This is a genomic window from Hydrogenophaga sp. OTU3427, assembly GCF_038440225.1.
Lineage (GTDB): Bacteria > Pseudomonadota > Gammaproteobacteria > Burkholderiales > Burkholderiaceae_C > Hydrogenophaga.
Map to the genome: position 1 here is coordinate 1 of NZ_JASATI010000027.1, position 25,559 is coordinate 25,559.

Here is a 25,559-nt window from a genome sequence, read left to right on the forward strand (position 1 = left end):
CCATCCCGAAAAGGCACTTGCGTGACCTCGTTCAGATCATGAACAGGCTCTGGACCGTTCTTGAAGCGCGATGGGCAGGGCCAGCAGCAGGAAGCCGAAGGACTTGCCGTGCGCATCGAGGTTGAGCGAGGCGTTGACGCCGCCCTCCAGCGCCTCGTGGAAGACGAAGTTGAGCCCGTGCAGCCCGGGCAGCTCGTGGCGTTCGATGGCGCCGTGCCACAGCGCGGGGTGGGCGGCCTTCAGGCGCTCCACCGTCAGGCCGGCCTTGACGTCCTCGTAGTCGCGCGGGTCGTAGACCCAGACCGAGACGTTGGAGATGTTGCCCTTGTCGCCCGAGCGGGCCGAGGCGATCTCGCGCAGGGTCACGGTGCGCGGTGGGTGGGTGGTGGTGTTCATGACAGCAGCAGCTCGGTGCGCACGGTGATGGTGTCGCGGTCCACGTAAATCGGTTGCGTGGTGACCGCGGGCGTGATGTGGCCGCGGTAGCCGCCGCCGCCGGCCGGGCCGCCCAGCCACAGGCTTTCCACTTCCTCCAGCAGGTTCTCGGCCATGTCGCGCGAGGGCGTGCGCAGCGCGGCGCGCAGACGCACGTCGGTGCACTGCTCGGCGTGGGCGGGCAGGCCGTGTGAGGCGGTGGCGTGCAGGGCGCTCAGGCCGATCAGGTCCAGCCGCAGCGCCTCGGTGTGACCGTGCACCTCGCGCATGCGCTCGCGCACGATCTCGGCCGCCAGCTGTGCGCGGCCGGCCGCACCGGGCCCGGCGTAGCTGATCTCGCCTTCGGCCAGGAAACCGCCGTCGAAGCCGACGATGGCCTTGAGCTGGGCCGGCCGCGCCCGGCCGACGATGCCCGCGATGGCGACCCGGTCGGGCCCCTGCTGAACCACCCGTGCCTGCGAAAAATCGGCGCTGACGTCGGGCGTGAGGTAGGCGCGCGGGTCGTGCACCTCGTACAGCAGCTGCTCCTTGACGGTCAGCTCGCTCACCAAGCCGCCGGTGCCGTCGAGTTTGGTGACCACGGCGCTGCCATCCGCCTGCACCTCGGCCAGCGGAAAACCCAGGTGGGCGATGCCGGGCACCACCTTGTGGGGCGGATCGGCGAAGTAGCCGCCCGTGACCTGCATGCTGCATTCGAGCAGGTGGCCCACGGCGGTGCCGGCGCCCAGCCGTGCCCAGTCGTCCTGGCGCCAGCCGAAGTGGTGCACCAGCGGCGCCAGGAACAGCGAGGGATCGGCCACCCGGCCGGTGATCACCAGGTGGGGTTGTTCGTCCAGCGCCGGCAGCAGGGCTTCGATCCCCAGGTAGGCGTTGGCGCCCACCACGCGCAGGCCATGCGCCTGCACCGTCTGGCCGATCTCGGGCAGCCAGGTGCCCGGGACCACGCTGGCGGTGATGTCGTCACCGGTGACCACGGCGATGCGCAGTTTCAGGCCCAGGCGCTGCGCCAGCGCCACGGCCGCGCGGCCGGCGGCGGCCGGGTTGGCCACGCCCATGTTGGTGACGATGGTGGTGCCGTTCTTCACGCAGGCCGCCAGCACCGCGCCCAGGCGCTTGTCCAGCAGCGGGTGAAAGCCCTTGTTCGGGTCGGCCGCGCGCTGCAGGTGGCCGTAGGCCAGGGTGCGCTCGGCCAGGCACTCGAAGGCAATGCAGTCCAGCCGGCCGCGTTCGGCCAGATCGCGGGCGGGGGCGATGCGGTCGCCGGCAAAGCCGGCGCCGGCGCCGATGCGCAAGGTCATGCCTGTGTCACCTGAGGTGGCGCTGAAGCGGTCAACCGTAACATTTTGCAGCGGCTTGTTGCATTTGGGGCCGTGTGCCTATGATGGCCGTTTGCCTTCAACCCGCTGACGCCCATCCGCCATGACGTCCCATCGCGCCCTGTTTTCGCGCGCCCCACGGCTGCTGCACCGGTGGTGCCTGTGGCTGCTGCTGTGCTGGGGCGTGCCGGCCTGGGTCGGCGCACAGGGTGCGCCGCTGTTGGTGCTGGGCACCGACGCGCGGGCGCAGGCCCTGTGGCCCCACCTGAGCCGCTTCGAGGGCGAGACCGTGCCCCGTGACTGGACCGAGGCGCGGCACCAGCGCGAGCGTTTTGTGCCGCTGGCCGGCCGCCACGCCACCCTGGGCCTGCAGGCCGAGCCGGTGTGGCTGCACCTGGACCTGCAGGTGGATTCGGCCGCCGCCGGCGCCCGGGTGCTGGACATCGACTACCCGCCGCTCAACGACGTGCGGCTCTACCTGACGCGCGATGGCGCCCTGGTGCAGCAGGCGCAGATGGGCAACCTGCTGCCGCCGGCGCAGCGCCCGCTCTACAGCCGCTCGCTGGCCACCGACCTGAACCTGCCCGCCGGTCGCTACGAGCTGTGGTTGCGGGTGCAGACCGCCGGTGCCATGGTCCTGCCCATCACCCTGAGTCCGCCCGCCGTGTTCCACGGGCGTTCGCTGGACGAACAACTGCTGCAGGGCCTGCTCACCGGCCTGGCCCTGTGCCTGCTGGTCTACAGCGTGGCGCAGTGGCTGACGCTGCGCGACAGCCTGTTCCTGAAATACGCGGTCCTGACCACCGGCAGCCTGTGGTTCTCGCTGCTGCTGTTCGGCCTGGGCAGCCGCTACCTGTGGCCAGGCTGGACCTGGATGGAGCAGCACGCGGGGGGCTTCGCGGCGCTGATGGCCGCCTGCGGTTCCTTCCTGTTCATCGAACATTCGCTGCGTGCCCCGGGCGTGGCCCGCTGGTGGAGCCGGCTCATGCGGGCCGGCGCCGCCCTGTGCGCCACGGTGGCCACCTTGTACGCGCTGGACCTGCTGGCCAGCCGCACCGTCACCGGCGTGATGACCCTGCTGGGCGTGGCCCCGGCCCTGCTGGGCATGCGCGGCGCCTACCGGCGTGCCCGCGCGGGTGACGAGATCGGCCTGACCTTCCTGGCCGCCTGGTTCGTCTACGCGGTGGCCACCGGCGTGGTGATCGGGGTCATACGCGGCTGGATGCCGGTGAACTTCTGGACCCTGCACGCCTTCCAGTTCGGCGCCACGCTGGACATGCTGCTCTTCATGCGGGTGCTGGGCCTGCGCACCCGAGCCGTCGAACGCGCGGCGCGCGAGCTGTCGCGCGAGCGCGATGTGTTGCAGTCGCTGGCCCACACCGATCCCCTGACCGGCCTGGCCAACCGCCGCGGCCTCAACGCCGCGCTGTCGGCCGCGCTGCCGCAGTGTGGCCCGCAGCGGCTGCTGGCGGTCTTCGCGCTCGACCTCGACGGCTTCAAGCCGGTCAACGACCGCCATGGCCACGACGTGGGGGACGAACTGCTGGTGGCGGTGGCCCAGCGCCTGCGTGCCCACATCCGCTCCAGCGACGTCGTGGCCCGTGTCGGCGGCGACGAGTTCGTGCTGATGGCCGAGGGCCTGCCCGACGAGTTGGCCGCCCACGAGCTGGGGCTCAAACTGCGCGATGCCTTCAACACGCCCTTCGAGGTGCAGGCGGCGCCGGTGCAGGTGGGGCTGACCCTGGGCTATGCGCTGGCCCCCACCGACGGCCGCGCCGCGGTCGACCTGCTCAAGCGCGCCGACGCCGCCATGTACGCGGGCAAGCAGGCCGGCAAACACCGCCTGGTGCGTGCGGGCGTCCCGGCCTGAGGGCCTGCTCCAAGCCTGTTGCGTTCTCCAACAAGGCCCTGAGCCGGTGCCAGGGCCGGACGATCGTTTTTCAAGGCTTTTATTCTTGCTATTTTAGAAATAGAACATTCGCCATGAGGTTGTTTATCTTGTGATTCAGACGGAATACAGTTCATCCCATCGATGAGACGAACCCAACACTGACTCACCGAAGACGGGCAGCAAGACGCAAGACTGGCGTTCCAAAGCCCGAAGGAACCACCCTACACCTTCAAGGAAACACCATGAACACGACTTCGAAACTGACCACCGCCATCGCCCTGACCTTCGCCGCCCTGGCCGCCGGCAACGCCGTTGCCGCCGAAGCCGGCGACCGTGGCCTGAACCTGGTCAACGACTTTGGCCACCCGGTCCAGGCCGCCGCCAGCAACACCAGCCGCGACGCCGTGCGCGCCGAGTACCTGCGTGCCGCCGCCGCCGGCGAAGTGGTCGCCAGCGGTGACCGCGCCAGCCGCCTGGCCGCGCCCACCGTGGCCCAGGCTTCGGGCACCACCCGCGAGCAGGTCCGCGCCGAATACTTCCGCGCCGTGCGCACGGGCGACATCGTGCAAAGCGGCGATGTGGGCAACAAGCTCAACGACATGTTCCCGACGCAGTACCAGCGTTTTGACCGCGCTGACCGCGTGGCCAGCACCGGCAACGCCGCCCAGCTGTAATCGCACCCCCTCGCTGACGGGGCGGGCGTGAACCGCCCACCGCCAGTCCACGCCCACGGCGCCGGCCACCCGGGCGCCGTGGGCGTTTGTGCGCCTGCCCTGCCGGGATGCCCAACCCGTCCGCAGCGCCGCTTCATGTGGGCGTTGTTGTCCCCAGCGCGGCCTGCAGCATGTCGATGAACACCCGCGTCTTGGCCGGCATGAGCTTGCGTCCGGGAAACACGGCCGATGCCGTCTGGCTCGGCAGGCACCAGTCGGGCAGCACCCGGCGCAGGTGGCCCTGGCGCACCTCGGGCTGGGCGAAGTGGTCGGCCACGGCGGCGATGCCCGTGCCGGCGCGCGCCAGCCGGATCAGCAGCTCGGGCGAGTTGGCCGTGACCCGCCCGGGCGGCAGGCCTTCCCAGCGCTGGTCGCCGTGGGCCAGCGTCCAGGGCATGGGCTCGCCGTTGCCGCCCAGCATGCGCACCGCCTGGTGCTGCATCAGCATCTCGGGGTGGCTGGGTTGGCCGAATTCCGCCAGGTACTGGGGCGAGGCGTAGAGGCCGGCGGACAGCTCGGTCAGGCGCCGCGCCGCCAGCAGGCCGTCGCTGGGCAGCGGGCCCATGCGCAGGGCGAGGTCGAAACCCTCGCCCAGCAGATCGACCCGGCGCGGCGACAGGTCGATGTCCAGCGTGATGCCGGGGAACATGGCCGCGAAGGCCGCCAGCGATTCGGCCAGCAGCACGTTGGCGATGTCGCTGGGCATGGACACCCGCAGCCGCCCGCTGGGCGCGGCCTGGCGGCGCTCGCTCAGGGCCGCCACCGCCTCCACCTCCAGGGCCACCTGGCGGGCGTGTTCCAGCAGTTCTCGGCCGAATTCGGTCAGCGTCTGGCGCCGCGTGGTGCGCAGCAGCAGCCGTTCGCCCAGGCGCTGCTCCAGCCCCGCCAGACGCCGCGACACGGTGGACTTGGGCCAGCCCAGTTTCTCGGCCGCGCGGCTGAAACTGCCCAGCTCGGCCACGCTGGCGAAGATGAGCAGGTCGTTGGGGTCGATGCCCACATCGTTTGATTGTTCCATGATGGCAACAATCATATCCAGATCAGGGGATTCTCAGGTGGATTGGTCCGTCATAAAGTACGTCCATCCCAACCACGTTTCAGGAGATTCACCATGAACAAGCCCACCCTCAACACCCTCGACCTCGTCGGCCGCCTGCTGCTGGTCGCCCTCTTCCTGCCGGCCGGCATCGGCAAGCTGACCGGTTTTTCCGGCACCGTGGGCTACATCGCCTCGGTCGGCCTGCCGCTGCCCACGCTGGGCGCCGCGTTGGCCGCCGTGGTCGAGATCGCCGGTGGCCTGGCCCTGCTGTTCGGCTTCGGCACCCGCATCGCCGCCCTGGTGCTGGCCGCCTTCACCCTGGTCGCGAGCTTCTTCTTCCACGCCTACTGGGCCGTGCCGGCCGACCAGGCCTTTGTCCAGCAGCTGCTGTTCTTCAAGAACATCGCGGTCGCCGGTGGCCTGTTGAGCCTGGCCGCCCACGGTGCCGGCGCCTGGAGCCTGGACGCCCGGCGGGCTTGAATTTGCACCCCCCGCGCCGCCTGCGGCGTCCCCGGCGGGGGCATCACATCGCACCGAACGCGGCGCCTTGAGGCGCCAATTGGTTTCACCCACAAGGAGATTCACATGAGCACACACACCGAACTCGGCCGCGTCACGTTGTCCCGCACGGTGGAGCGCCTGGTTGCCGGCCAGGCCACCTCGGACGGCGCGGGCGTCAAGCTCAACCGGGTGCTGACGCAGAACCTGCAGCGCCGGCTCGACCCCTTCCTGATGCTGGACGCCTTTGGCAGCGACAACCCGGACGACTACATCGCCGGCTTCCCCGACCACCCGCACCGCGGCTTCGAAACCGTCACCTACATGATCGCCGGGCGCATGCTGCACCGCGACAGCGCGGGCCACGAGGGCCTGCTGCAAAACGGCGGCGTGCAGTGGATGACGGCCGGCAAGGGCGTGATCCATTCGGAGATCCCGCAGCAGGAGGAAGGCGTGATGGAGGGTTTCCAGCTCTGGCTGAACCTGCACAGCAGCGAGAAGATGAACGCGCCCTGGTACCGCGACTTCCAGGCCGCCGAGCTGCCCCGGCTGACCACGGCCGAAGGCGTGGACGTGACGGTGATCGCCGGTGAAAGCCACGGCGTGGCGGGCGCGGTGACGCGCGACATCACGCGGCCGACCTACCTGGACCTGCACCTGCCGGCCGGCGCGCGCTTCGAGCAGGCGCTGCCGCCCACCCACAACGCCTTTGTCTACGTGTACCGGGGCGAGGTCACGGTGGCGGGCCAGGCGGTGCCGGCCGGGCGCATGGCCATCCTCGCCAACGACGCGCAAGCCGACGGCGTGGTGATCGAGGCCGGCGCCGACGCGAAACTGCTGCTGATCGCGGGCCAGCCGCTGAAGGAGCCGATCGCGCAGTACGGCCCGTTCGTGATGAACACGCAGCAGGAGATCTACCAGGCGGTGAGCGATTTCCGCGAAGGGCGCCTGGGCGAGTTCGCCCACTGATGCCCGGGCCGGGGCCTCAGCTGCCCCAGCGTGTCACGGCCAGGGCCACCATGCTGCCCACGGTGTCCAGCGCCAGCAGGCACCAGGCCGCTGCCCTGCCGCGTGGCTGGCCGGGTCGCAGCGCCTGCCGGCCGGCACCCACGTAGACCAGCAGGAGCAGCAGCTTGGCCGCCAGCCAGGGCTGCGCCGGGCCCGGGTACTGGCCGCTGGCCACCATCAAGGTCAGGCCGGCGGCGAGCAGCAAGCTGTCGTTCAGGTGCGGCAGCCAGCGCAGCACCGGCCAGCGCCTGCGCCAGTCCACCCCGCCCAGCCCGCAGCCGCCACGCAGCACGAACAGCGTGATGGACAGGGTCACGCAGGCGATGTGCAGATCGCGGATCAGGAGGTAGGGCAGGGCCATGGCGCGGAGACCTTTTCAGCGGTGGATGCGCATGCCCGGCAGCCGCCAGTCGCGCCACATGGCCAGCAGGCGCAGCGCGGTGGCGCCGGCCGCGCCCAGCGCCAGCGCGGCGGTCTCGGCCAGGCCCAGCCACTGCGCGCCCACCACCAGCCAGCCGCCCACAAAGGCACACACGGCGTAGGGCCGGTGGTCGCGGAAGGCCGAGGGGATTTCGTTGCACACGATGTCGCGCAGCACGCCGCCGAAAACGGCGGTCATCACCCCCATCAGCACCGCGATCAGGGGCGGCATGCCGGCCGCCAGCGCGATCTGCGTGCCGCTGGCGGCGAACAGGCCCAGGCCCAGCGCGTCGGGCCATTGCATGGCCTGCTGCGTGGGCGCCAGGTGGTGGCTGCGCAGCCAGGCACCCGTGCCCAGGCACAGCACCAGCACCGCCCACGCGTACCAGCTGTGCTCGACCCAGAAAAAGGGCCGGCGGTCCAGCAGAACGTCGCGCAGCGTGCCGCCGCCAAAGGCGGTGGCGAAGGCCACCACCGTCACCCCCACCACGTCCAGCCGCTTGCGCACCGCCTCGACGATGCCGGACAGGGCGAAGGCTGCCGTGGCCGCGATCTCGATGGCGGTCTGTGTCGTCGACAGCGTCTGGGTGACGAGCGGGTTCAGGGGCATGTCAGGCCGCAGCGCCGGGCTGCCCCCAAGCCAGGCCGTGCCCCTCGGTGGGCAGCGAACACGCGCAGCGAGGAGCGTGGGGGCCCATCTCAGACGACCATGGGGGTGAGTGCTCCGTCCATGGACAGGATGGCGCCCGTGACGTAGCTGGCGCGCGCCGACGCCAGGAACAGCACCGCGTCGGCCACTTCCTCGGGGCGCGCGATGCGGCCCAGCGGCAGGCGGGCGTTGATCTGGGCCAGCGCCTCGTCGGTGTCCACGCCCTTGAGCCGGGCCTCGGCTTCCAGGCCCTGCTGCAGGCGCGTGGTGTGGGTCTGGCCGGGGTTGACCGCGTTGACCCGCACGCCCCGGGCGCCATAGGCGTTGGCCAGGCCGGCGGTCACCAGCATCAGGGCGGCGTTGGCCGCGCCGCCGGGCAGGTGGATGGGGCTGGCCACCTTGCCGCCGGCGCCGACCACGTTGACGATGGCACCGCCCTCCCGCTGCGCCATGCGCTTGACCAGCACGTCCATGGCGTGGATGTAGGTGAAGTACTTGGCCTGCATGGCGTCGGCCCAGGCCTGGGGCGTGAGTTCGTCGGCCGGTGTGCGGCGGGCGGCGCCGGCCGAATTGACCAGCACCTGCACCGGTCCCAGCGCGGCCTCGGCGGCGTCGATCGCGGCCAGCGCCTGCGCCGGGTCGCGCAGGTCGGCGCCCTGGGTGCCCACCCGTTCGGGCGCCACGCCGCCGGCCAGCAGCATGGCACGGGCCGCCGCCAGGGCGCTCAGGTCGCGCGCCACCAGGGTGACACGCGCGCCTTCGGCCAGGAAACCCTGGGCGCAGGCCAGGCCGATGCCCTTGCTGCCGCCGGTGATGAGCACATGGTGGTCGCCGAGTTCGAGGTTCATGGGGCGCGATGGTAATCGGGGATGACCACGCCGGGGCTTTGTTGCCAGACGTGGAAGGGGATGTGGGTGTCCATGACGAAGCGGTCGCCCCGGTACCAGAAGCGGCCGGCCAGCACCACGCGGCCGTCGGTGTCGAGCACGTGGCGTGTCATGTGGGCGATGGGCGTGGCAAAGGGGCAGTCCAGTTCGGCCGCCAGGGTCAGGTCGGCCGGTGCCACGCTCAGCGTCTGCCGCACATCCTGCATGCGTTCGCCGGCGTGGCGGTTCAGCAGCCAGGCGATCTTGTGGCGGCGTTCGGCACCGCGCGGGAACAGGGCGCGGATCTCGCTGGCGACAAAAATCTCGACCAGGCAGAAGACCTCGCCCCCGTGCAGGTGGCGCTTGCGCACGAAGTCGTAGGCCGGGTAGACCGCGTGGCCCTGGCGCAGCGCCTCGGGCAGGGGCTCGCGGCGGCGTTGTGCCAGCAGCTCCATGCGCAGGTCCTCGCTGCCCGGGTCGTTGATGGCGGCGCGCAGCCGCGCGTCCACGGCCGGTCCGCGGCTGGCCACGCCCTCGGCGACGAAGGTGCCGCGCCCGCGCGCGCTGGTCACCAGGCCGTCGCGCGCCAACAGGCCATAGGTCTGGCGGGCGGTGATGCGGGCCACGCCGTGCTGGCTGGCGAGTTCGGCCACCGTGGGCAGGCGGTCGCCGGGGCGCAGCGTGCCGTGGGCGATCTGGTGGCGCAGCACGCTGGCCAGGCGCACGTACTGCGCCACGCCCACGTCCTGTTCGCGTTGCTGCATCACATCTCGATGTTGAGGCCACGCACGAAGGGCACCCAGCGCGCGCGTTCGGCCTGGCCGAAGCTGTCGGCCTGGGCCGGCGTGGTGGGGCCCAGCGCTTCGGACGCGCCCTGGGCCAGCCGCTCCTTCACACCGGGCTGGGCCAGGGCGTGGTTGAGCGCGGCGTTGAGCCGCTCCAGCGCCGCCGGCGGCGTGGCGGCGGGCGCGAACAGGTTGTTCCAGGTGTAGGCCTGGTAGTCGGGCAGGCCCGACTCGGCGAAGGTGGGGACCTGCGGCCCCATGGGGCTGCGCTGGGGCGAGGAGACCGCGAGGATCTGCGCCTTGCCCTGCTGTGACAGCGGGTTGGACGAGAGGAAGCCGTCGAACAGCAGGTCCACGTGGCCGCCGGCGAGATCGGCCAGCGCCGGACCGTTGCCCTTGTAGGGCACATGCAGCAGCGAGATGCCGGCGGCGCGCGCGAAGGCCTCGCCCACGATGTGGCTGATGGAGCCCGGGCCCCCCGAGCCGTAGGTGATCTTGCCGGGCTGCGACTTGGCCAGCGCGATCAGCTCGGCCAGGGTGCGTGGCATGCGGGTGCTGGCCACCAGCACCATGCCCGTGCGCGACACCAGGCCGATGTTGCGCAGGTCACGCTCGACGTCGAAGGGCAGGCTTTTGTAGAGGCCGATGTTCATCACCAGCTGCGAGCTGGTGCCCAGGCCGATGGTGTGGCCATCGGGTGCGGCCTTGGCCACCACGTCGGTGCCCACCGAGCCACCGCCGCCGGGCCGGTTCTCCACCACCACGGGCTGGCCCAGGGACTCGCTCATGTAGCGCGCCAGTTCGCGGGCGATGAGGTCGTTGCCGCTGCCGGGCCCGAAGGCCACGACCAGCCTGACGGGCTTGCTGGGAAAGGCCTGTGCCCAGGCGGCGGGGGCCAGGGTGGTGGCAAGCAGGGCGGCGAGGCTTTGACGGCGGTCCATGGTGTTGTCCTTTAGAGGAGATGGGGGGGCACACGAACGGGGATAGACAACAGGATCTGCGCCATGCCCTTGCCCAGCGGGTCGTTGCGCAGCGAGGCCATGCCGCCGCCGCCCAGCGCCTGTTCGCAGACGAAGTTGAAGGCGTGGATGCCGGGCACCTCGAAGCGTGTCACCGGCCCCTGCACCAGGTGGCCCAGCCACTGCGCCACGCGTTCGGCCGTGAGCTGGGCGCGCAACAGCGGCAGCAGCTCGGGGCGGCGGGCGATGACGCCGATGTTGGAGGTGTCGCCCTTGTCGCCGCTGCGGGCCCAGGCCAGGCGCACGAGCGGCAGCTCGACCGCGTCGGCGCCCACGGCCAGCAGGTCGGTACCGGGGACGGGCGCGGCGGGCGTGAACGCTTCACCGGCGGGCACGGTGATGCCCAGGGTCTGGCCGTCGACGTGCACCTGGGGCGCGACCCTGGCCTTGGGCATCAGGAAGGCGTACTGCCGGATCGAGGGCGAGACCGTGGGCCGGCCGCTGGCGCCGGTGGTGCCAGGCGCCCACGAGGTGCCGGCCGGCGCGATCTCGCGCGCGAACAGCTCCAGCGCCTCCTTGCGGGGGTGGGTCACGGTCAGGCGCAGCACCGCTTCGCGGGTGCCCTCGGCGCGGGCGTGTGGGCCGTAGCAGGACTCGGCGCCCAGCACCTCCAGGTGGTGGGCGGTGTAGGGGCCCAGGCCGGCGGCCGCCAGCATCTCGCCGGTGCGGATCAGCACCGCCTCGCCGGTGCGCCGCGCCTTGGCCACCGCGTCCAGGCCGACGATGGTGAGTTGGGCCGAGCAGCGGTGGCCGGCCATGTAGGTGGCGCTGACCTTGTAGTGGGGCGTGGGCGCGCGGCCGCGGGCGCCGCTCACGTGCACGCGGTGTTCACCGGCCTGCGCGATGCGCACCTGGCTGAAATCGCACACCACGTCGGGCAGCAGGTAGGCCGTGGGGTCGCCGATCTCGTAGAGCATCTGCTCGGCCACCACGGCCGGTGTGAGCAGGCCGCCGGTGCCGGCCGGCTTGGTGACGGTGAAATCGCCATTGGCCGCGCATTCGACGATGGGGTAGCCGATGTGCGCCCAGTCGGGCACGCGTTCCCAGTCGGTGTGCAGGCCGCCCGTGCCCTGGGCGCCACACTCGATGATGTGGCCGGCCAGCGAGCCAGCGGCCAGCAGGTCGTGCTGTTCGGGCGACCAGCCGAATGCATGCATCAACACGCCCAGCGTCACGGCAGAATCGACACAGCGACCGGTGATCACCACCTGCGCACCGGCGTCCAGCGCGGCCTTCACCGGCAACGCGCCCAGGTAGGCGTTGGCGGTCAGCAGCTTGTCGGGCAGCGGCGCGCCGCTTTGTATCTCGCGCACCGCGGGCACGGCCTCGCGCAGGGCGGGCAGCTGGGGCATGAGGTCGTCGCCGGTGACCACCGCGATCTTCAGCGCGATGCCCTGTTCCGCCGCCAGTGTGGCCAGCGCGTCGGCACAGCCCTGCGGGTTGACGCCACCGGCGTTGCTGACCACGCGGATGCCCTTTTCCACCACCTCGGCCAGCACCTGTTTCATGGCCACCGACACGAAGTCGGTGGCGTAGCCCAGCTCGGGTTTCTTGAGCCGCGCGCCGGCCAGCAGGGACATGGTCAGCTCGGCCAGGTAGTCGAACACCAGGTAATCGATCTGGCCGCTGCGCACCAACTGGGGCGCGCCCACGGCGCTGTCGCCCCAGAAGCCGGAGGCGCCGCCTATGCGTATGGTTGGGGTCATGAATGGTCTCCCGCCGGGCCGCCCCAAGGGAGGCCAGCGCCCCCCTGGGGGGCAGCGAATACACGAAGTGATGAGCGTGGGGGCAGATTCATCGATGGTCTCCCGCCGGGCCGCCCCCAGGGAGGCCAGCGCCCCCTGGGAGGGCAGCGAACACACGAAGTGATGAGCGTGGGGGCAGGTTCATTGGCCTGTCCAGTTGGGTTTGCGCTTTTCGCGGAAAGCGACCTGCCCCTCGGCCGCGTCCTCGCTCAGCGCGAACAGCGCGATCTGGCTTTCGGTGAAGGCGATCGATTGTTCGAAGGTCATGTGCTCGGTCTGTTTCATGGTGTAGAGGCCGCGGCGGATGGCGGCCGGCGACTTGTCCAGCAGCCGGTCGAGCAGCGCCTGCAGCGCCTCGTCCACGTCATCGGCCACGCCGTTGATCAGGCCCACGGCGTGCGCGCGCTCGGCGCTGACGGGCTCGCCGGTCAGGCACCACTCGGTCAGCACACGCCGGGGCAGCAGGTCGCCCAGCACGCTGAGCACCTGGGCCGGGAACACACCCACCTTCACCTCCGGCAGGCCAAAGATGGCGTGGCGCGCGGCCACCGCCATGTCGCACATGCCCATCAGGCCCATGCCGCCGGCCATGCAGGCGCCGTTGACGCGCGCGATCAGGGGCACGTGGCTGGCGCGGGCCTGGCGCAGCAGGTTGGCAAAGGTCTGCGTGGGCTCGGAATGGTCGAACTTGAACGACTGTCCGGTCTGCAGGTCGGCCCCGGCGCAGAAGGCCTTGCTGCCGGCGCCGGTGATGACGATGGCCTGGGCCTCGCGGGTCCGGTTGACGCGGGCGATGGCCGCGGCGATGCCGCTCAGCACGGCCGGGTTCATGGCGTTGCGGCGCTCCTCGCGCTGGATGGTCAGCCACAACACGGGGCCGCGTTGTTCTTCAAGCAGTTCGGGGGTGGTGCTCATGGTCGGGGGCTCGGGTTGGAAACAGGGGGCGCTCACTCGCGCACGGCGCCGGACGCGATCAGGGCGGCGATGCGGGCCTCGTCGTAGCCGGCCTCGCGCAAGACGCCTCGGCTGTGTTCGCCGGCGCGTGGCGCGGGGGTGGCGGGGCCGGGCGGCGTGCCCGACCACTCGCTGGGCACGGCGGTGTTGCGCACCGTGCCCACCTGCGGGTGCTGCAGCTCGTTGAAAAAGCCGATGTCCCGCAGGTGCGGGTCGTCCAGCACCGATTCGAAGGTGTGCATGGGGAAGACCGGGATGTCGGTGCCGGCCAGCAGCGCCTGCAGCTCGGCCGTGCTGCGCTGTGCGATCTCGTCCGAGACCCACTGGTACAGCTCGGAGATGTGGCGGGTGCGGGTGCCGATGTTGGCCAGACGCGGGTCGGTGGCGAAGGCGTCGGGCTGGCCGATGGCGCTGAGGAACTGGCGCCACTGTTGATCGGTGTAGATCAGGCAGCACACGTGGCCGTCACGGGTGGCGTAGGGCCGGCGTTCGGGCGAGAGCAGGCGTGGGTAGCCAAAGCCGCCTTGCGCCGGCACGAAGGTCTGGCCGTAGAGGTGGTCGCCCAGCACCTGGGGCAGCAGGGTCTCGAACATGGGCACGTCCACGCGCTGGCCACGGCCGGTCTTTTCGCGGGCGTAGAGCGCGGCGCAGATCACGCCAAAGGCGTGCTGGCCCACCAGACGGTCGGCCAGCGTGAAGGGCACGTAGCGCGGGATGTCGCCGCTGCCCTGGCCCACGGCCTGGGGCAGGGCGCAGGCGGCCTGGATCAGGTCGTCGAAGGCCGCCTGGCCGGCGTAGCGGCCGCGCTCGGAGAAGCCGAACATGCCGACGTAGATGAGGCGCGGGTGGAGGGCCGCCAGCGTCTCGAAGTCCAGCCCCAGCCGGCGCATGGCGGGTGGGCGCACGTTGTAGGCCAGGACGTCGGCGTCGGCCAGCAGGTCCAGCAGGGCCTGCCTGCCGTCGGCTGCCTTGACGTCGAGCACGATGCTGCGCTTGTTGCGGTTCAGCCCCAGGAACAGCGGCCCCAGGCCCTGCGCCCCTTGTGGGCCTATGCCCCGCACCACATCGCCGCCAGGCGCCTCGACCTTGATCACGTCCGCCCCCAGATCGGCCAGCATCTGTGTCGCCGACGGCCCCATGAACACGGCCGTCATGTCGATGACACGAACGCCTGCGAGCGGGCCGGAACGGGGTTTGTCTGTGGAGTTCAAGTTTGCACCTAAAAACCTATTGATAGGTTTAATGGGTGCATGGTAGGCCGACAGCGATGGTTGCGGGATGGGGTTTACCCTGGCGGCGTCAAGGTGCCGCCAGGGAACGGGCTCACCGCTCCGCGATGTAGTGCGACATCACCACGTTCTCGCCCTCGGCCAGAAAGGCGCGGACCTCGGCTTCGAGGGCGTGGTCGGCCACGGTGGTGCGGGCGCGCTGGTGCAGGTAGTCGGCCCAGGATTCGACGATGAAGCGTTCGACGTAGCGCGAGGGTTCGCCCAGGTCCTTGTAGACGCGCCAGAAGGTGGCACCGTCGCGCCGACGCGGGGCCTTCATCTGGCTGACCGCGTCGAGGAAGGCGGCGTCGCTGCCGGGGCGGATGCGGTAGCCCATCTCCACCGCCACCGGACCGGCCTCGGGGCTGGGTTCGGCCTCGATGAACAGCTCGTCCCAGGGCGTGCCCTGGGTCACCTCGTGGGCCTCGCCCACGCGCAGCGGAAAGGGCCGGGCCAGCAGCAGGCCGGCGGCCATCAGCACGGCGGCCGAGACCAGGGCCGCGCTCAGGCCGACCAGGTCGGACACCGCGCCCCAGAAGGCCGAACCCAGGGCGTAGGCACCCAGCGCCGCCACCATGTGCATGGCCACGGCGCGCGAGCGCACCCAGGGCGGCGCGCTGGCCTGGGTGGCGCTGTTGAAGATGGACATGGCCGTCATCCAGGCGCCGCCACCGCAACCCATGGCGATGTAGATCATCCAGGGCACCCGCACCGTGGCGGCCAGCAGCAGCACCAGCGCAAAGACGCCACAGGCGACGGCGACGATGGCGTCCAGCCCGAAACGCGCACGCACGCGTCCCACCACCAGGCCCGCGCACACCGCGCCGGTGCCCATGCAGCCCATGAGCAGGCCGAAGCCTTCGGCGCCCGAGCCCATGCGCTGGGCGATGGAGGGCAGCAACGCCCACAGGGCCGAGCCGGCCGCGCCGTAGGCCATCACCCGCACCAGCTGCGCCAGGATGATGCGCGAGTGCCAGGCGAAACGCAGCCCGCTCAAGGTGCCGCCCCACAGGCGTTCGGCCGGCAGGCGCGACGGCGGGTGGGCGCGTGGCGGCCAGCGGCGGGTTGACTGCCACATGACCACGGTGGTCAGCACGGTCACGGCAAATACCCAGCCCGCCCCCAGGCGCACGAACAGCAGGCCGGCCAGCGTGGGGCCGACGGCGCGCGCCGCGTTGTAGGCGATGCTGATGACGGTGATGGCCTGTGGCCATTCCTCGCGCGGCACGGGGTCGACCACGGACGAGTTCCAGGCCGGGGTGAGCACGGCGATGCAGCAGCCGCAGACGAAGACCAGGAACAGCACCGAGGCCGGCCCGCCCCAGCCGCCCAGCACCAGCAGCGCCAGCAGCACACAGGCGATCAGCTGGGCGATCAGCGCGCCCGAGATCAGGCGGCGGCGGTCGGTGGTGTCGGCCAGCACGCCGGCCGGCAGGGCCAGCACGAACATGGGCAGGAAGATGGCGGTCTGCACCAGCGCCGCCAGGAAGGACGAGCCGGTCAGCTCGACCATCAGCCAGGCCGCGGCCATCGCCTGCATGCCGTTGCCGATGAAGAAGGCGCCGCCGCAAAACCACAGCCCGCGGAAGGCGGGCTGTTTCAGGGGGCTCCAGATGGAGGGGGAGGGTGGCATGGGCACATTATTGCCCCACTGCCCGGCCCCTGCGCGGGGCGGGGTTCAGCGCTGGGCGGGCGCGACCGCCATGTGGGCCTGCTGCAGGTCCAGGATGGCCTCGGGGTCCTGCGACTCCTGTTGTGTCGGGTGGTCCAGACCCTGGTGCAGGCGCTGCATGTCAAGGTCGCCGGTCCACTTGGCCACCACCAGCGTGGCCACGCCGTTGCCCACCAGGTTGGTCAGCGCGCGGGCTTCCGACATGAAGCGGTCGATGCCCAGGATCAGGGCCAGGCCGGCCACCGGCACGCCGCCCACCGCCGACAGTGTGGCCGCCAGCACGATGAAGCCGCTGCCGGTGATGCCGGCCGCGCCCTTGGAGGTCAACAGCAGCACGGCCAGCAGGGTCAGCTGCTGGGTCAGCGACATGGGCGTGTCGGTGGCCTGGGCGATGAACACCGCCGCCATGGTCAGGTAGATGGAGGTGCCGTCGAGGTTGAAGGAGTAGCCGGTGGGAATGACCAGGCCGACCACCGACTTGCGCGCGCCCAGGTTTTCCAGCTTTTCCATCATGCGCGGCAGCACCGATTCGCTGGAGGAGGTGCCCAGCACGATCAGCAGCTCTTCCTTGATGTAGCGCACGAACTTGAACACGCTGAAGCCGTGCAGCCGGCTGATCAGGCCCAGCACCACGAACACGAACAGCAGGCAGGTCAGGTAGAACGCGCCCATCAGCTTGCCCAGCGAGAACAGCGAGTCGACGCCGTACTTGCCGATGGTGAAGGCCATGGCGCCGAAGGCGCCGATGGGGGCCACCTTCATGATGAAGCCGACGATGTCGAACAGCACGTGCGAGAACTTCTCGATGAAGTCGAACACCAGGGTGCCGCGGCCGCCGAACTTGTGCAGCGCGAAGCCGAACAGCACCGAGAACAGCAGCACCTGCAGGATCTCGCCCTTGGCGAAGGCGTCCACCACCGAGGTCGGGATGACGTTGAGCAGGAAGTCGGTCGTGCCCTGCATCTTGCCCGGCGCGGTGTAGGCGGCGATGCCCTTGGTGTCCAGCGTGGCCGGGTCCACGTGCATGCCGGTGCCGGGCTGCAGCAGGTTGACCACCACCAGGCCGATGATCAGCGCCAGGGTGGAGACGACCTCGAAGTACAGCAGCGCCAGGCCACCGGTCTTGCCGACCTTCTTCATGTCCTCCATGCCGGCGATGCCCACCACCACGGTGCAGAAGATGATGGGCGCGATGATCATCTTGATCAGTTTGATGAAGCCGTCGCCCAGGGGCTTCATCTGCGCGCCCAGCTCGGGCTGGAAATGGCCCAGCAGCACGCCGATGGTGACGGCGACCAGGACCTGGACGTAGAGGGACTTGTAAAGCGGCTTCTTGGCCGTTGCGGGGCTGGACATGGCGCTGTCTCCGTTGTCGTTCGAGGGGAGGGGCGAACGATACGCAGAGGCTCCCGCGCCGCCAACTGTGGCGTTCAACAGTAGGGAAAGTACTTAGATCCCCCCACGCTCCGCCGCTGCGCGGGTCGCTGCCCCCCGAGGGGGCTGGGCCGCCTTGGGAGCGGCCCGGCGACGGCCCGGCATCTCTCCACGGTCTGGGAGCAAGAGGGGCGGCCCCTTGTCCCGTGTCCGCCCGATCAGGGCGTCTGCGCCTTGGCGCGTTCCACGGCCCGCAGCAGATCGGCGCCCACGCGGCGCTCGAAATCGTCGTACACCGGCTGCACCGCCGCCCGCAGGGCGGCGCGTTGAGGGGCGTCGACACTGTGCAGACGCACGCCGGGCAACTGGCGCAGCGTCTCCAGCGCCTGGCGTTCGGTGTCTTCGGCCTGCCGGTGGCTCTCGTCGATGGCGTCGGCCAGCGCGCCGGCCAGCAGTTCGCGGTCGGGCGCGGCCAGCCGGCGCCAGAAGCGCTGGCTGGTGACCACCGCGTAGCCGAGGTAGCCGTGCCGCGTCAGCGTCAGGTCGCGCTGCAGTGGCGCCAGGCCTTGGGTGAGGAAGTTGGACAGCGGGTTCTCGGCGCCCTGCACCACGCCGGCGGCCAGCGCGCGCTGGGTCTCGCCAAAGGGCAGCACCACCGGCTGCGCCCCCAGCGCCCGCATCTGGCCGCTGAGCACGCGCGAGGCCTGCACCCGCAGGCGCAGCCCACGGAAATCGGCCGGCGTGCGCAGCGGCCGGCCGGCGCTCATGTGCTTGAAGCCGTTGTCCAGGTAGCCCAGGCCCACCATCTGCTGGCGGTCCAGGCGCAGCAGCAGCTCCTGGCCGATGGGGCCCTGCGTGACCCGGCGCACCTGCGCCAGGTCGTCGAACAGGAACGGCAGGTCGAAGACCTCGAAGGCCGGCACACCGACGTTGCCGAACTTGGACAGCGAGGGCGCCAGCAGCTCGACCGCGCCCAGCTGCAGCGCCTCCATCTCGTCGTCGTCGCCATAGAGCTGCGAGTCGGGGTAGATCTGCACCAGCACCCGGCCCCGGGAGCGCGCCTCGGCCAGGGCCTTGAAGCGCAAGGCCATGCGGCCCTTGGGCGTGTCGGGCGCCACCACGTGCGAGAAGCGCACCAGCACCGGGCTGGCGGGCGCCTGGGCCCTGGGCGCCGCGCACCAGGGCAGCGCCAGCAGGGCCAGGGCGTGGCGGCGTGGCAAGGGGGGCGGTGAGCGCATGTCGACTATGCTAATCCGCCCATGCCCACCGATCCCGCCACCGACTTCGCCCTGCTCGAACTCGAAGCCCGGCAGACCGCCGCGCTCAACCGGCGCGCCATGGCCTGGCTGCTGGGCCTGCTGGCCCTGGTGGCGGGCTGCCTGGTGCTGCTGGCGCTGTTCCTGCGCCAGGTCGAGGCCGAGGACGAGGCCCGCGCCCGCAGCGCCGATGCCCAGTGGCTGGACCAGACCCTGCGCTTTCACCTGCGCCGGCTCGAAGCCGACCTGGCCCTGCGCGCCCGGCAGGCCCGCCGCCCGGACGAGATGCCGGCCACGGCCGAACACGCCGGCCAGCTTTGGCGCACCGAAGGCGCCGTCACCTTCCACGCCTGGCTGCCGGTCGATCCGCGCGAGCCGGCCCAGCGCTGGCCGCTGCTGCAGCAGGTCCGGCCCCAGCACCCCGACAACGAAGGCGCCCTGGTCACGCTGCTGGCCACCACGCGCGGCCTGCAGCGCCCGGCCTACGCGGGCCCGCTGCCGGCCGCCGACGGCCGCCCCGGCGGGGCCCTCTGGCTGGCGGTGCCGCAGTTCGAGCAGGGGCGTTTCCTGGGCGACTACGTGGCCGCCGTCGACCTGGAGCGCGCGCTGGCCCAGCTCATCCCCAGCTGGTACCTGCAGGACCACAGCCTGACGCTGGCCGCCGACGACACCCGCCACGACCCGAGCGACGCCAGCCGCTTCGTGGCGCCCATCCACCTGCCGGGCGCGCAGCTGGCCCTGGTGGTGGTGCCCCACAACCCGCAGCCGGCACCCGCGCCCCGGGCCTTTTTTGGTGTCGCCCTGCTGTGCCTGGCCGGCATGGGCGTGGCCCTGGTGCTGCTGTGGCGCGACATCCAGCGCCGCCAAAGGGTGGAGGCGCGGCTGCAGACCCAGATGGCCCTGCGCACGGCGATGGAACGTTCGGTCACCCTGGGCCTGCGCGCCTGGGACCTCGACGGCCGGCTGCTGCACGTCAACCAGGCCTTTGGCCGCCTGGTCGGTCACCCGCCGTCGGCGCTGGTGGGGCTGCAGGGCGCCATGCCCTACTGGCCGCCCGGGCGCGGCGAGGAGTTCGCGCACCTGCGCGCCCACATGGCCCAGCCTGGCCTGCAGGAGCAGGGCCTGGAGGCGCAGCTGTGCCACCGCGACGGCCACTTGCTGGACGTGCTGCTGCACGGCGCGCCGCTGCTGCGGGCCGACGGCACGGTGATCGGCTGGATGGGGTCGGTGCTGGATGTCACCGAACGCAAGCGCACCGAACGCCTGGCCGCGCGCCAGCAGGAGCTGCTCGAGGCCTCGGGCCGGCTGATCGTGGTGGGCGAGGTCGCGTCCACCCTGGCGCACGAGCTCAACCAGCCGCTGGGCGCGCTCAGCAGCTTCGCCAACGGCCTGCTCAACCGCTTGCGCCAGGGCCGCTGCACGCTGGCCGACGTGGTGCCGGTGGTCGAGCGCATGGAGCGCCTGGCCGACAAGGCGGGTCGCGTGATCCAGCGGGTCAACGCCTTCGCACGGCGCCAGGAGATGAGCCGCCAGCCGCTGGAGATCACCCGCTTCGTGCGCCGGGTGGCGGGCCACGTGGCCCTGCCCGAGGGGGTGTGGCTGACCCTGGACCTGCCGGACCAGGAGCTGACCCTGCCGGCCGATGCCCTGCTGCTGGAACACGCGCTGCACAACGTGGTGCTCAACGCCGGCGAGTGGGCCGGTCGGGGGCTCGCCGGCAGCGCCGCCGTGGCCGTGGGTCTGGTGATCACAGACCAGGAGGCAGGCATCGTGGTCGAGGACAGCGGGCCGGGCGTGGCGCCGGACCAGGCGCAACAGATCTTCGACGCCTTCGCCAGCGGCAAGCCCGGTGGCATGGGCATGGGCCTGTCGATCTGCCGCTCCATCATCGAGGCCCACCACGGCCGCATCGAGGTGACACGCAGCACCCGCCTGGGCGGCGCACAATTCACGCTGTGGCTGCCGCTGACCCCCTGAACCCCCTGGTGCACGTCGTCGACGACGATGCCGATTTCCGCGAAGGCCTGGCCTGGTTGCTGGACTCGCGGGGCCTGGCCACGCGCTGCTGGGACAGCGGCGAGGCCTTCCTGCGATCCCTGCGCCCCGGGGACGACTGGCCCTGCTGTGTGGTCCTGCTCGACATCCGCATGGAGGGCCTGTCGGGCCTGGCCACCTTCGAGCGCCTCAAGGCCCTGGGCTGGCCCTGGCCGGTGCTGTTCCTCACCGGCCACGGCGACGTCGGCATGGCGGTGGCGGCGGTCAAGAACGGGGCCTGGGACTTTCTCGAAAAGCCGTTCCAGAACAACCGGCTGGTGGACCAGGTGCTGGCCGCGCGTCAGGTGGCGCTGAGCTGGCAGGACGACTCACGCGAGCGGCTGCGTTTCCGCCAGGCGCTGGCGGCCCTGAGCGCCCGCGAGCGCGAGGTGCTGGACCAGCTGCTGCAGGGCCACTACAACAAGAACATCGCCGACCACCTGGGCATCACCCAGCGCACGGTCGAGTTCCACCGCGCCAACATCTTCGAGAAGCTGCGGGTGAACTCGGCCGTGGAGCTGGCCCACCGCATGGGGCGTTACGCCGATCCACCCTCATAGGTCTTGCCCAGGGCCAGCAGCTCGGGCGTGCCGATCAGTACGTTGAGCTGGTCGAAGTCCAGCATCTCGTCCTTGAAGGGCGCGGTGGTGTGGTGCTGGTGCAGGCTGGCGTAGTAGCGCTGCAGCGTGTGGGCCACGGCGCGCGTGGTGCCACCCGGGAAGATGACGATGCGGTAGCCGATCTCGCCCAGCAGGTCCGAGCTTTGCACCGGCGTCTTGCCGCCCTCGACCATGTTGGCCAGCATGGGGATGCGGTGGGCAAAACGGGCGCAGGCGGCGTCCATCTGCTCGCGGCTGCGCACGGCCTCGATGAAGAGCGCGTCCACGCCGCAGTCCGCGTAGGCCTCGGCGCGGTCCAGCGCGGCCTCGAAACCCTCCACCGCGACCGCATCGGTGCGCGCCAGGATCAGGGTCTGCGGGCTGTGTCGCGCGTCCAGCGCGGCGCGCAGCTTGCCCTGCATTTCCGTCACCGGGACCACGCCCTTGCCGTCGAGGTGGCCGCAGCGTTTGGGAAAGGTCTGGTCTTCCAGCTGCACCATGGCGGCACCGGCGCGCTCGAAGGCGCGCACCGTGCGCTGGGTGTTGAGGGCGTTGCCGAAGCCGGTGTCGGCGTCCACGATGACCGGCGTGGACACCCGCTCGGTGATGCGGGCCAGGGTGTCGGCCACCTCGGTGGCGGTGGTCAGGCCAATGTCGGAGCGGCCCAGGCGCGTGTAGGCGATGGACGCGCCCGACAGGTAGAGCGCCTCGAAGCCGGCCTGCTCGGCCACCAGGGCGGTGAAGGCGTCGTAGATGCCCGGGGCCAGCACGGCGCGGGGCTGCTGCAGCCGGGTCTTGAAATCGGGTGTGGTCATGCGTGTGCCGCCTGTTGAAGTTGTTGTGCCACCGTGCCGGCCGCGATCCATCCGCCGCCGACGGCGCTGAGCAGTCCGTTGCCCGACATGTAGCCCCAGACCTCGTTGCCCGAGACACCGCGCGCGGCGCCGCCGGCGGCCACCAGGTTGGGCAGCGGTGCGCCGTCGGCCCGCAGCACGCGGCAGTGGGCGTCGATGTCCAGGCCGCCCTGGGTGTGGAACAGCGCGCCCGTGACCTTGACGGCGTAGAAGGGCGCCTGCAGTGCCCGCTTGAAGCGGCGGCCGAAGCCGTCCACCTGGTCGGGTGCGATGGCCGCCAGCGTGGTGTGCAGGGTGGCGGGGTCGCAGCCGATCAGGGCCGCCAGCGCGGCCTCGTCGCTGGCGCTGCGCAAGGCACCGGCCTTTTCGGCCTCGACAAAATCGGGGAAGGTGCGCGCCAGCGTCAGCAGTGGGCCGTCGAACACGTTCCAGGCGATGGCGCCGGGCTGTGCCAGCACATAGACGGCGGCCTCGGAGTAGCCCTGGGTTTCGTCGTGGAAACGCCGGCCTTCGGTGTTGATCTGCACGCCGCCTTCCATGATCACGGCCCAGCTCATGAGCGCGCCCTGCGGCGTGACCCAGGAGGCGTGGCCCTGGTAGCCGCCGAGGTCGGCCAGGCGCGCGCCCATGGCCTGGCCCCAGGCGATGGCGCTGCCGTCGTTGCCCACGTGGCCGCCAAAGGCCGCGCCGCGCATGGCGGGCAGCAGCTCGTTGACCATGGCGGTGTTGCCGCCAAAGCCGTTGCAGGCCAGCACCAGCGCGTCGCAGGCGATGTGCTCCCGGCTGCCGTCGGGCCGCACATAGCCGACGCCCAGCACGCGGTCGCCGGCGTCCAGCCAGAGCTCGCGCGCCACGGCTTCGGTCAGGGTGTCGGCGCCGTTGTCGCCGGCGATGCGGCCCATGGCGGCCAGCAGCGCGGCGCCGGTGTGTTCGGGCACGCTGTGCATGCGCCGCGCGCTGTGGCCGGGGTAGAGGAAGCCGTCCTGCAGCTCGAAGGTCACGCCCAGGCGCTCCAGCATGTCGATGGCCTGCGGCGCCGCCTCGACATAGGCGGTGACCAGGTGCGGCGCGGCCTGGCCGTGGGCCTTGCGGGTCACGTCGGCGGCGAACAGTTCGGTCGAGTCGGTGACGCCCAGGGACTTCTGCAGACGGGTGGCGGCCGCCGGGATCAGGCCCGAGGACAGCGCGGTGGAGCCGCTGGGCAGGGCGTCGCGCTCCAGCAGCACGCAGTCGACGCCCAGCTCGCGCAGCCGGATGGCGGCGGTCAGGCCACAGGCGCCGGAGCCGACGATGACCACCGGCACGTGGGGGGTGTCGGCCGGCATCTGCGTGGCCCGGACCACGGTCGGGGCGGGGAGGGGAGCGCTCATGCGGTGGCTTTCGTGCGCCGTTGGCGCAGTTGGTTGAGCAGGCCGCCGGCCTCGACCATGTCGAGCAGGAAGCCGGGGATGGGGTCGCAGGCCAGCACCTCGCCGCTGGCGCGGGTCAGGGTCAGGGCCTGCAGGTCCAGCGCGACGGTCTCGCCTTCGCTCAGTTGTGTCGCCTGCGGGCAGGTCAGCAGCAGCAGGCCGAGGTTGAAGGCGTTGCGGAAGAACAGGCCGCTGAACGAGGGCGCGATGACGGCCCGCACGCCCAGCTGCACCAGGGCGCCGGCGGCCTGCTCGCGCGAGGAGCCGATGCCGAAGTTGGGGCCGGCGGCGATCACGTCGCCCGGGCGCACCTGGGCCGCGAACTCGGGCCGCACCGCTTCCAGGCAATGGGGCGCGATGCCGTCGATGCCCAGCTTCATGTAGGCGCCGGGGGCCAACTGATCGGTGTCGATGTCGGCGCCGAGTTTCCAGACCTTGTGGGTGGGGTTCATGCGAAGACCTCGCGGGGATCGGCAATGCGCCCTTGCAGCGCGGACGCCGCCACGGTGTAGGGCGAGGCCAGGTAGACCTGGGCGGTGGCCGAACCCATGCGGCCCTTGAAGTTGCGCGCCGTGGTGGCGATGACGTTGGCGCCGTCGGGGATGCTGCCGCCGTAGCCCGAGCAGGCGCCACAGGCGGTGGGCAACAGCTCGGCGCCGGCCGCACGCAGCACCGCCATCACACCCTCGGCTTCGGCCTCGGCCTGGTCCTGCAGGCTGGCGGGCGCCACCATCAGGCGCACGCCCGGGGCCACGTGACGGCCCTGGAACACCGAGGCCGCCGCGCGCAGGTCGTCGAGCTTGGCGCCGGTGCAGGCGCCGATGTAGGCCACTTGCACGGGCACGTTCTGGAAGTGGTCGACCCCGTGGGTGTTGGCCGGGCTGTGGGGCGCGGCCACCTGGGGCGCCAGGGTGCGGGCGTCGAAACGGACGGTCCGGGCTGCGGCCTCGTCGACGCCCTCGTCGGTGAACCAGCCCTCGGTCTGTATGGCCTCGGCCGGCACGCCGGTGCCCAGCAGCCAGTCGCGTGTGGTGGCGTCGGGCGCGATCAGCCCGGCCTGGGCACCCATCTCGGCGCTCATGTTGGACAGGGTCATGCGCTCCTGCATGGACAGGGCGCGCACCGCGGGGCCGCAGAACTCCACCGCCTGGTAGTCGCCGCCGTTCATGCCGAAGCGGCCGATCATGTGCAGCACCATGTCCTTGGCGCTGACGCCGGCCGGCAGCACGCCGTCCCACCACATGCGTAGCGTCTGTGGCACCCGCACCCAGATCTCGCCGGTGACGACCACGCCCAGCATCTCGGTGCTGCCGATTCCGAACATGTAGGCCCCGAAAGCGCCGCCGGTGGGCGAGTGCGAATCGCCGCCGACGCAGAACATGCCCGGGCGCAGGTGGCCCTTCTGCGGCAGCACCACGTGGCAGATGCCCTGGCTGTCGTAGACGTGGGGCAGGCGCTGCTCGGCCGCCCAGTCGCGGGCGATGCGCACGATGCGGCGCGAGTCGTCGTCCTGCTCCGGCACGTAGTGGTCCATCACCAGCACCACCCGGTCCTTGTCCCAGATCTGCGCGCCCAGCTCCTCCAGCATGGGCTTGAGGCGGCGCGGGCCCGAGGAGTCGTGGAACATGGCCAGATCGACCTGGCAGCTCACGATCTCGCCCGGCGCCACGTGGGGGCGGCCACAGGCCTTGGCAATCAGCTTCTGCGCCAGCGTCTGGGCCGGTCGCTGCGGGGTGTTCATGGCGTGTCCCTCAT

The 25,559-nt window shown here is 71.2% G+C and carries 24 protein-coding genes; 6 read left to right on the top strand and 18 right to left on the bottom strand.

Annotated elements, in window-relative coordinates:
- Window positions 1-36 precede the first annotated feature (36 nt).
- Window positions 37-396 carry an AtuA-related protein gene (locus AAHB17_RS15600; protein WP_342131555.1) on the bottom strand — a complete coding sequence of 120 codons (360 nt, stop codon included), beginning with the start codon at window positions 394-396 and terminating at the stop codon, window positions 37-39.
- Window positions 393-1,733: an acyclic terpene utilization AtuA family protein gene (locus tag AAHB17_RS15605; RefSeq protein WP_342131556.1), complete on the bottom strand. Its 1,341-nt coding sequence runs from the start codon at window positions 1,731-1,733 to the stop codon at window positions 393-395. The genes AAHB17_RS15600 and AAHB17_RS15605 overlap by 4 nt, the downstream gene beginning before the upstream one ends.
- A gap of 121 nt (window positions 1,734-1,854) precedes the next feature.
- Between AAHB17_RS15605 and AAHB17_RS15610 the strand changes: the two genes are divergently transcribed.
- The gene (locus AAHB17_RS15610; RefSeq protein ID WP_342131557.1) at window positions 1,855-3,621 is read left to right on the top strand and encodes a diguanylate cyclase; all 1,767 of its coding nucleotides are present in this window, start codon (window positions 1,855-1,857) and stop codon (window positions 3,619-3,621) included.
- A 263-nt stretch (window positions 3,622-3,884) separates the two neighbouring features.
- A complete protein-coding gene (locus AAHB17_RS15615; RefSeq protein ID WP_342131558.1) occupies window positions 3,885-4,316 on the top strand; it encodes a hypothetical protein in 432 nt (143 codons plus the stop codon).
- A 133-nt stretch (window positions 4,317-4,449) separates the two neighbouring features.
- On the opposite strand, the gene AAHB17_RS15620 is transcribed toward AAHB17_RS15615, so the two are convergent.
- Entirely contained in the window at window positions 4,450-5,373 is a 924-nt protein-coding gene (locus AAHB17_RS15620) for a LysR family transcriptional regulator (protein WP_342131559.1), read from the bottom strand.
- A 93-nt stretch (window positions 5,374-5,466) separates the two neighbouring features.
- Here AAHB17_RS15620 and AAHB17_RS15625 point away from each other — a divergent pair, with 93 nt between their 5' ends.
- A complete protein-coding gene (locus AAHB17_RS15625) occupies window positions 5,467-5,874 on the top strand; it encodes a DoxX family protein (protein WP_342131560.1) in 408 nt (135 codons plus the stop codon).
- A 105-nt stretch (window positions 5,875-5,979) separates the two neighbouring features.
- Window positions 5,980-6,861, top strand: a complete 882-nt coding sequence (locus AAHB17_RS15630) for a pirin family protein (protein ID WP_342131561.1) — start codon at window positions 5,980-5,982, stop codon at window positions 6,859-6,861.
- Between the two features lie 16 nt (window positions 6,862-6,877).
- Here the strand turns inward: AAHB17_RS15630 and AAHB17_RS15635 are convergent, their stop codons facing one another.
- From AAHB17_RS15635 to AAHB17_RS15685, 11 genes are all read right to left on the bottom strand, one after another.
- The gene (locus AAHB17_RS15635) at window positions 6,878-7,261 is read right to left on the bottom strand and encodes a SirB2 family protein (RefSeq protein ID WP_342131562.1); all 384 of its coding nucleotides are present in this window, start codon (window positions 7,259-7,261) and stop codon (window positions 6,878-6,880) included.
- 15 nt (window positions 7,262-7,276) lie between these two features.
- Entirely contained in the window at window positions 7,277-7,930 is a 654-nt protein-coding gene (locus tag AAHB17_RS15640; RefSeq protein ID WP_342131563.1) for a trimeric intracellular cation channel family protein, read from the bottom strand.
- An 89-nt stretch (window positions 7,931-8,019) separates the two neighbouring features.
- Window positions 8,020-8,817, bottom strand: coding sequence for an SDR family oxidoreductase (locus AAHB17_RS15645; protein ID WP_342131564.1), 798 nt, complete (start codon window positions 8,815-8,817; stop codon window positions 8,020-8,022).
- Window positions 8,814-9,599, bottom strand: a complete 786-nt coding sequence (locus AAHB17_RS15650; RefSeq protein WP_342131565.1) for a GntR family transcriptional regulator — start codon at window positions 9,597-9,599, stop codon at window positions 8,814-8,816. Before AAHB17_RS15650 ends, AAHB17_RS15645 begins: the two co-directional genes overlap by 4 nt.
- Window positions 9,599-10,561, bottom strand: a complete 963-nt coding sequence (locus AAHB17_RS15655) for a Bug family tripartite tricarboxylate transporter substrate binding protein (RefSeq protein ID WP_342131566.1) — start codon at window positions 10,559-10,561, stop codon at window positions 9,599-9,601. The genes AAHB17_RS15650 and AAHB17_RS15655 overlap by 1 nt, the downstream gene beginning before the upstream one ends.
- 11 nt (window positions 10,562-10,572) lie before the next feature.
- A complete protein-coding gene (locus AAHB17_RS15660) occupies window positions 10,573-12,345 on the bottom strand; it encodes an acyclic terpene utilization AtuA family protein (RefSeq protein WP_342131567.1) in 1,773 nt (590 codons plus the stop codon).
- A 180-nt stretch (window positions 12,346-12,525) separates the two neighbouring features.
- Window positions 12,526-13,299, bottom strand: coding sequence for an enoyl-CoA hydratase-related protein (locus tag AAHB17_RS15665; protein ID WP_342131568.1), 774 nt, complete (start codon window positions 13,297-13,299; stop codon window positions 12,526-12,528).
- 32 nt (window positions 13,300-13,331) lie between these two features.
- Complete coding sequence (locus tag AAHB17_RS15670) at window positions 13,332-14,549, bottom strand: CaiB/BaiF CoA transferase family protein (RefSeq protein ID WP_342131569.1); 1,218 nt, start codon at window positions 14,547-14,549, stop codon at window positions 13,332-13,334.
- Window positions 14,550-14,661: 112 nt separating this feature from the next.
- The gene (locus tag AAHB17_RS15675) at window positions 14,662-16,239 is read right to left on the bottom strand and encodes an MFS transporter (protein WP_342131570.1); all 1,578 of its coding nucleotides are present in this window, start codon (window positions 16,237-16,239) and stop codon (window positions 14,662-14,664) included.
- Between the two features lie 45 nt (window positions 16,240-16,284).
- The gene (locus tag AAHB17_RS15680) at window positions 16,285-17,634 is read right to left on the bottom strand and encodes a dicarboxylate/amino acid:cation symporter (RefSeq protein WP_342131571.1); all 1,350 of its coding nucleotides are present in this window, start codon (window positions 17,632-17,634) and stop codon (window positions 16,285-16,287) included.
- 236 nt (window positions 17,635-17,870) lie between these two features.
- Complete coding sequence (locus AAHB17_RS15685) at window positions 17,871-18,890, bottom strand: DctP family TRAP transporter solute-binding subunit (RefSeq protein ID WP_342131572.1); 1,020 nt, start codon at window positions 18,888-18,890, stop codon at window positions 17,871-17,873.
- 21 nt (window positions 18,891-18,911) lie between these two features.
- On the opposite strand from AAHB17_RS15685, the gene AAHB17_RS15690 reads away from it, so the two are divergent.
- Together AAHB17_RS15690 and AAHB17_RS15695 are read left to right on the top strand one after the other, a co-directional pair.
- The gene (locus AAHB17_RS15690; RefSeq protein ID WP_342131573.1) at window positions 18,912-20,885 is read left to right on the top strand and encodes a sensor histidine kinase; all 1,974 of its coding nucleotides are present in this window, start codon (window positions 18,912-18,914) and stop codon (window positions 20,883-20,885) included.
- Window positions 20,864-21,502, top strand: coding sequence for a response regulator transcription factor (locus AAHB17_RS15695; protein WP_342131574.1), 639 nt, complete (start codon window positions 20,864-20,866; stop codon window positions 21,500-21,502). Before AAHB17_RS15690 ends, AAHB17_RS15695 begins: the two co-directional genes overlap by 22 nt.
- On the opposite strand, the gene AAHB17_RS15700 is transcribed toward AAHB17_RS15695, so the two are convergent.
- From AAHB17_RS15700 to AAHB17_RS15715, 4 genes are read right to left on the bottom strand one after another with little or no spacing between them, the layout of a single operon-like run.
- The gene (locus tag AAHB17_RS15700; protein ID WP_342131575.1) at window positions 21,481-22,356 is read right to left on the bottom strand and encodes an isocitrate lyase/PEP mutase family protein; all 876 of its coding nucleotides are present in this window, start codon (window positions 22,354-22,356) and stop codon (window positions 21,481-21,483) included. The genes AAHB17_RS15695 and AAHB17_RS15700 overlap by 22 nt on opposite strands.
- Window positions 22,353-23,765, bottom strand: a complete 1,413-nt coding sequence (locus AAHB17_RS15705) for an FAD-dependent oxidoreductase (protein ID WP_342131576.1) — start codon at window positions 23,763-23,765, stop codon at window positions 22,353-22,355. Before AAHB17_RS15705 ends, AAHB17_RS15700 begins: the two co-directional genes overlap by 4 nt.
- The gene (locus tag AAHB17_RS15710) at window positions 23,762-24,256 is read right to left on the bottom strand and encodes a LeuD/DmdB family oxidoreductase small subunit (protein WP_342131577.1); all 495 of its coding nucleotides are present in this window, start codon (window positions 24,254-24,256) and stop codon (window positions 23,762-23,764) included. The genes AAHB17_RS15705 and AAHB17_RS15710 overlap by 4 nt, the downstream gene beginning before the upstream one ends.
- A complete protein-coding gene (locus tag AAHB17_RS15715; protein ID WP_342131578.1) occupies window positions 24,253-25,545 on the bottom strand; it encodes a 3-isopropylmalate dehydratase large subunit in 1,293 nt (430 codons plus the stop codon). Before AAHB17_RS15715 ends, AAHB17_RS15710 begins: the two co-directional genes overlap by 4 nt.
- Window positions 25,546-25,559 lie beyond the last annotated feature (14 nt).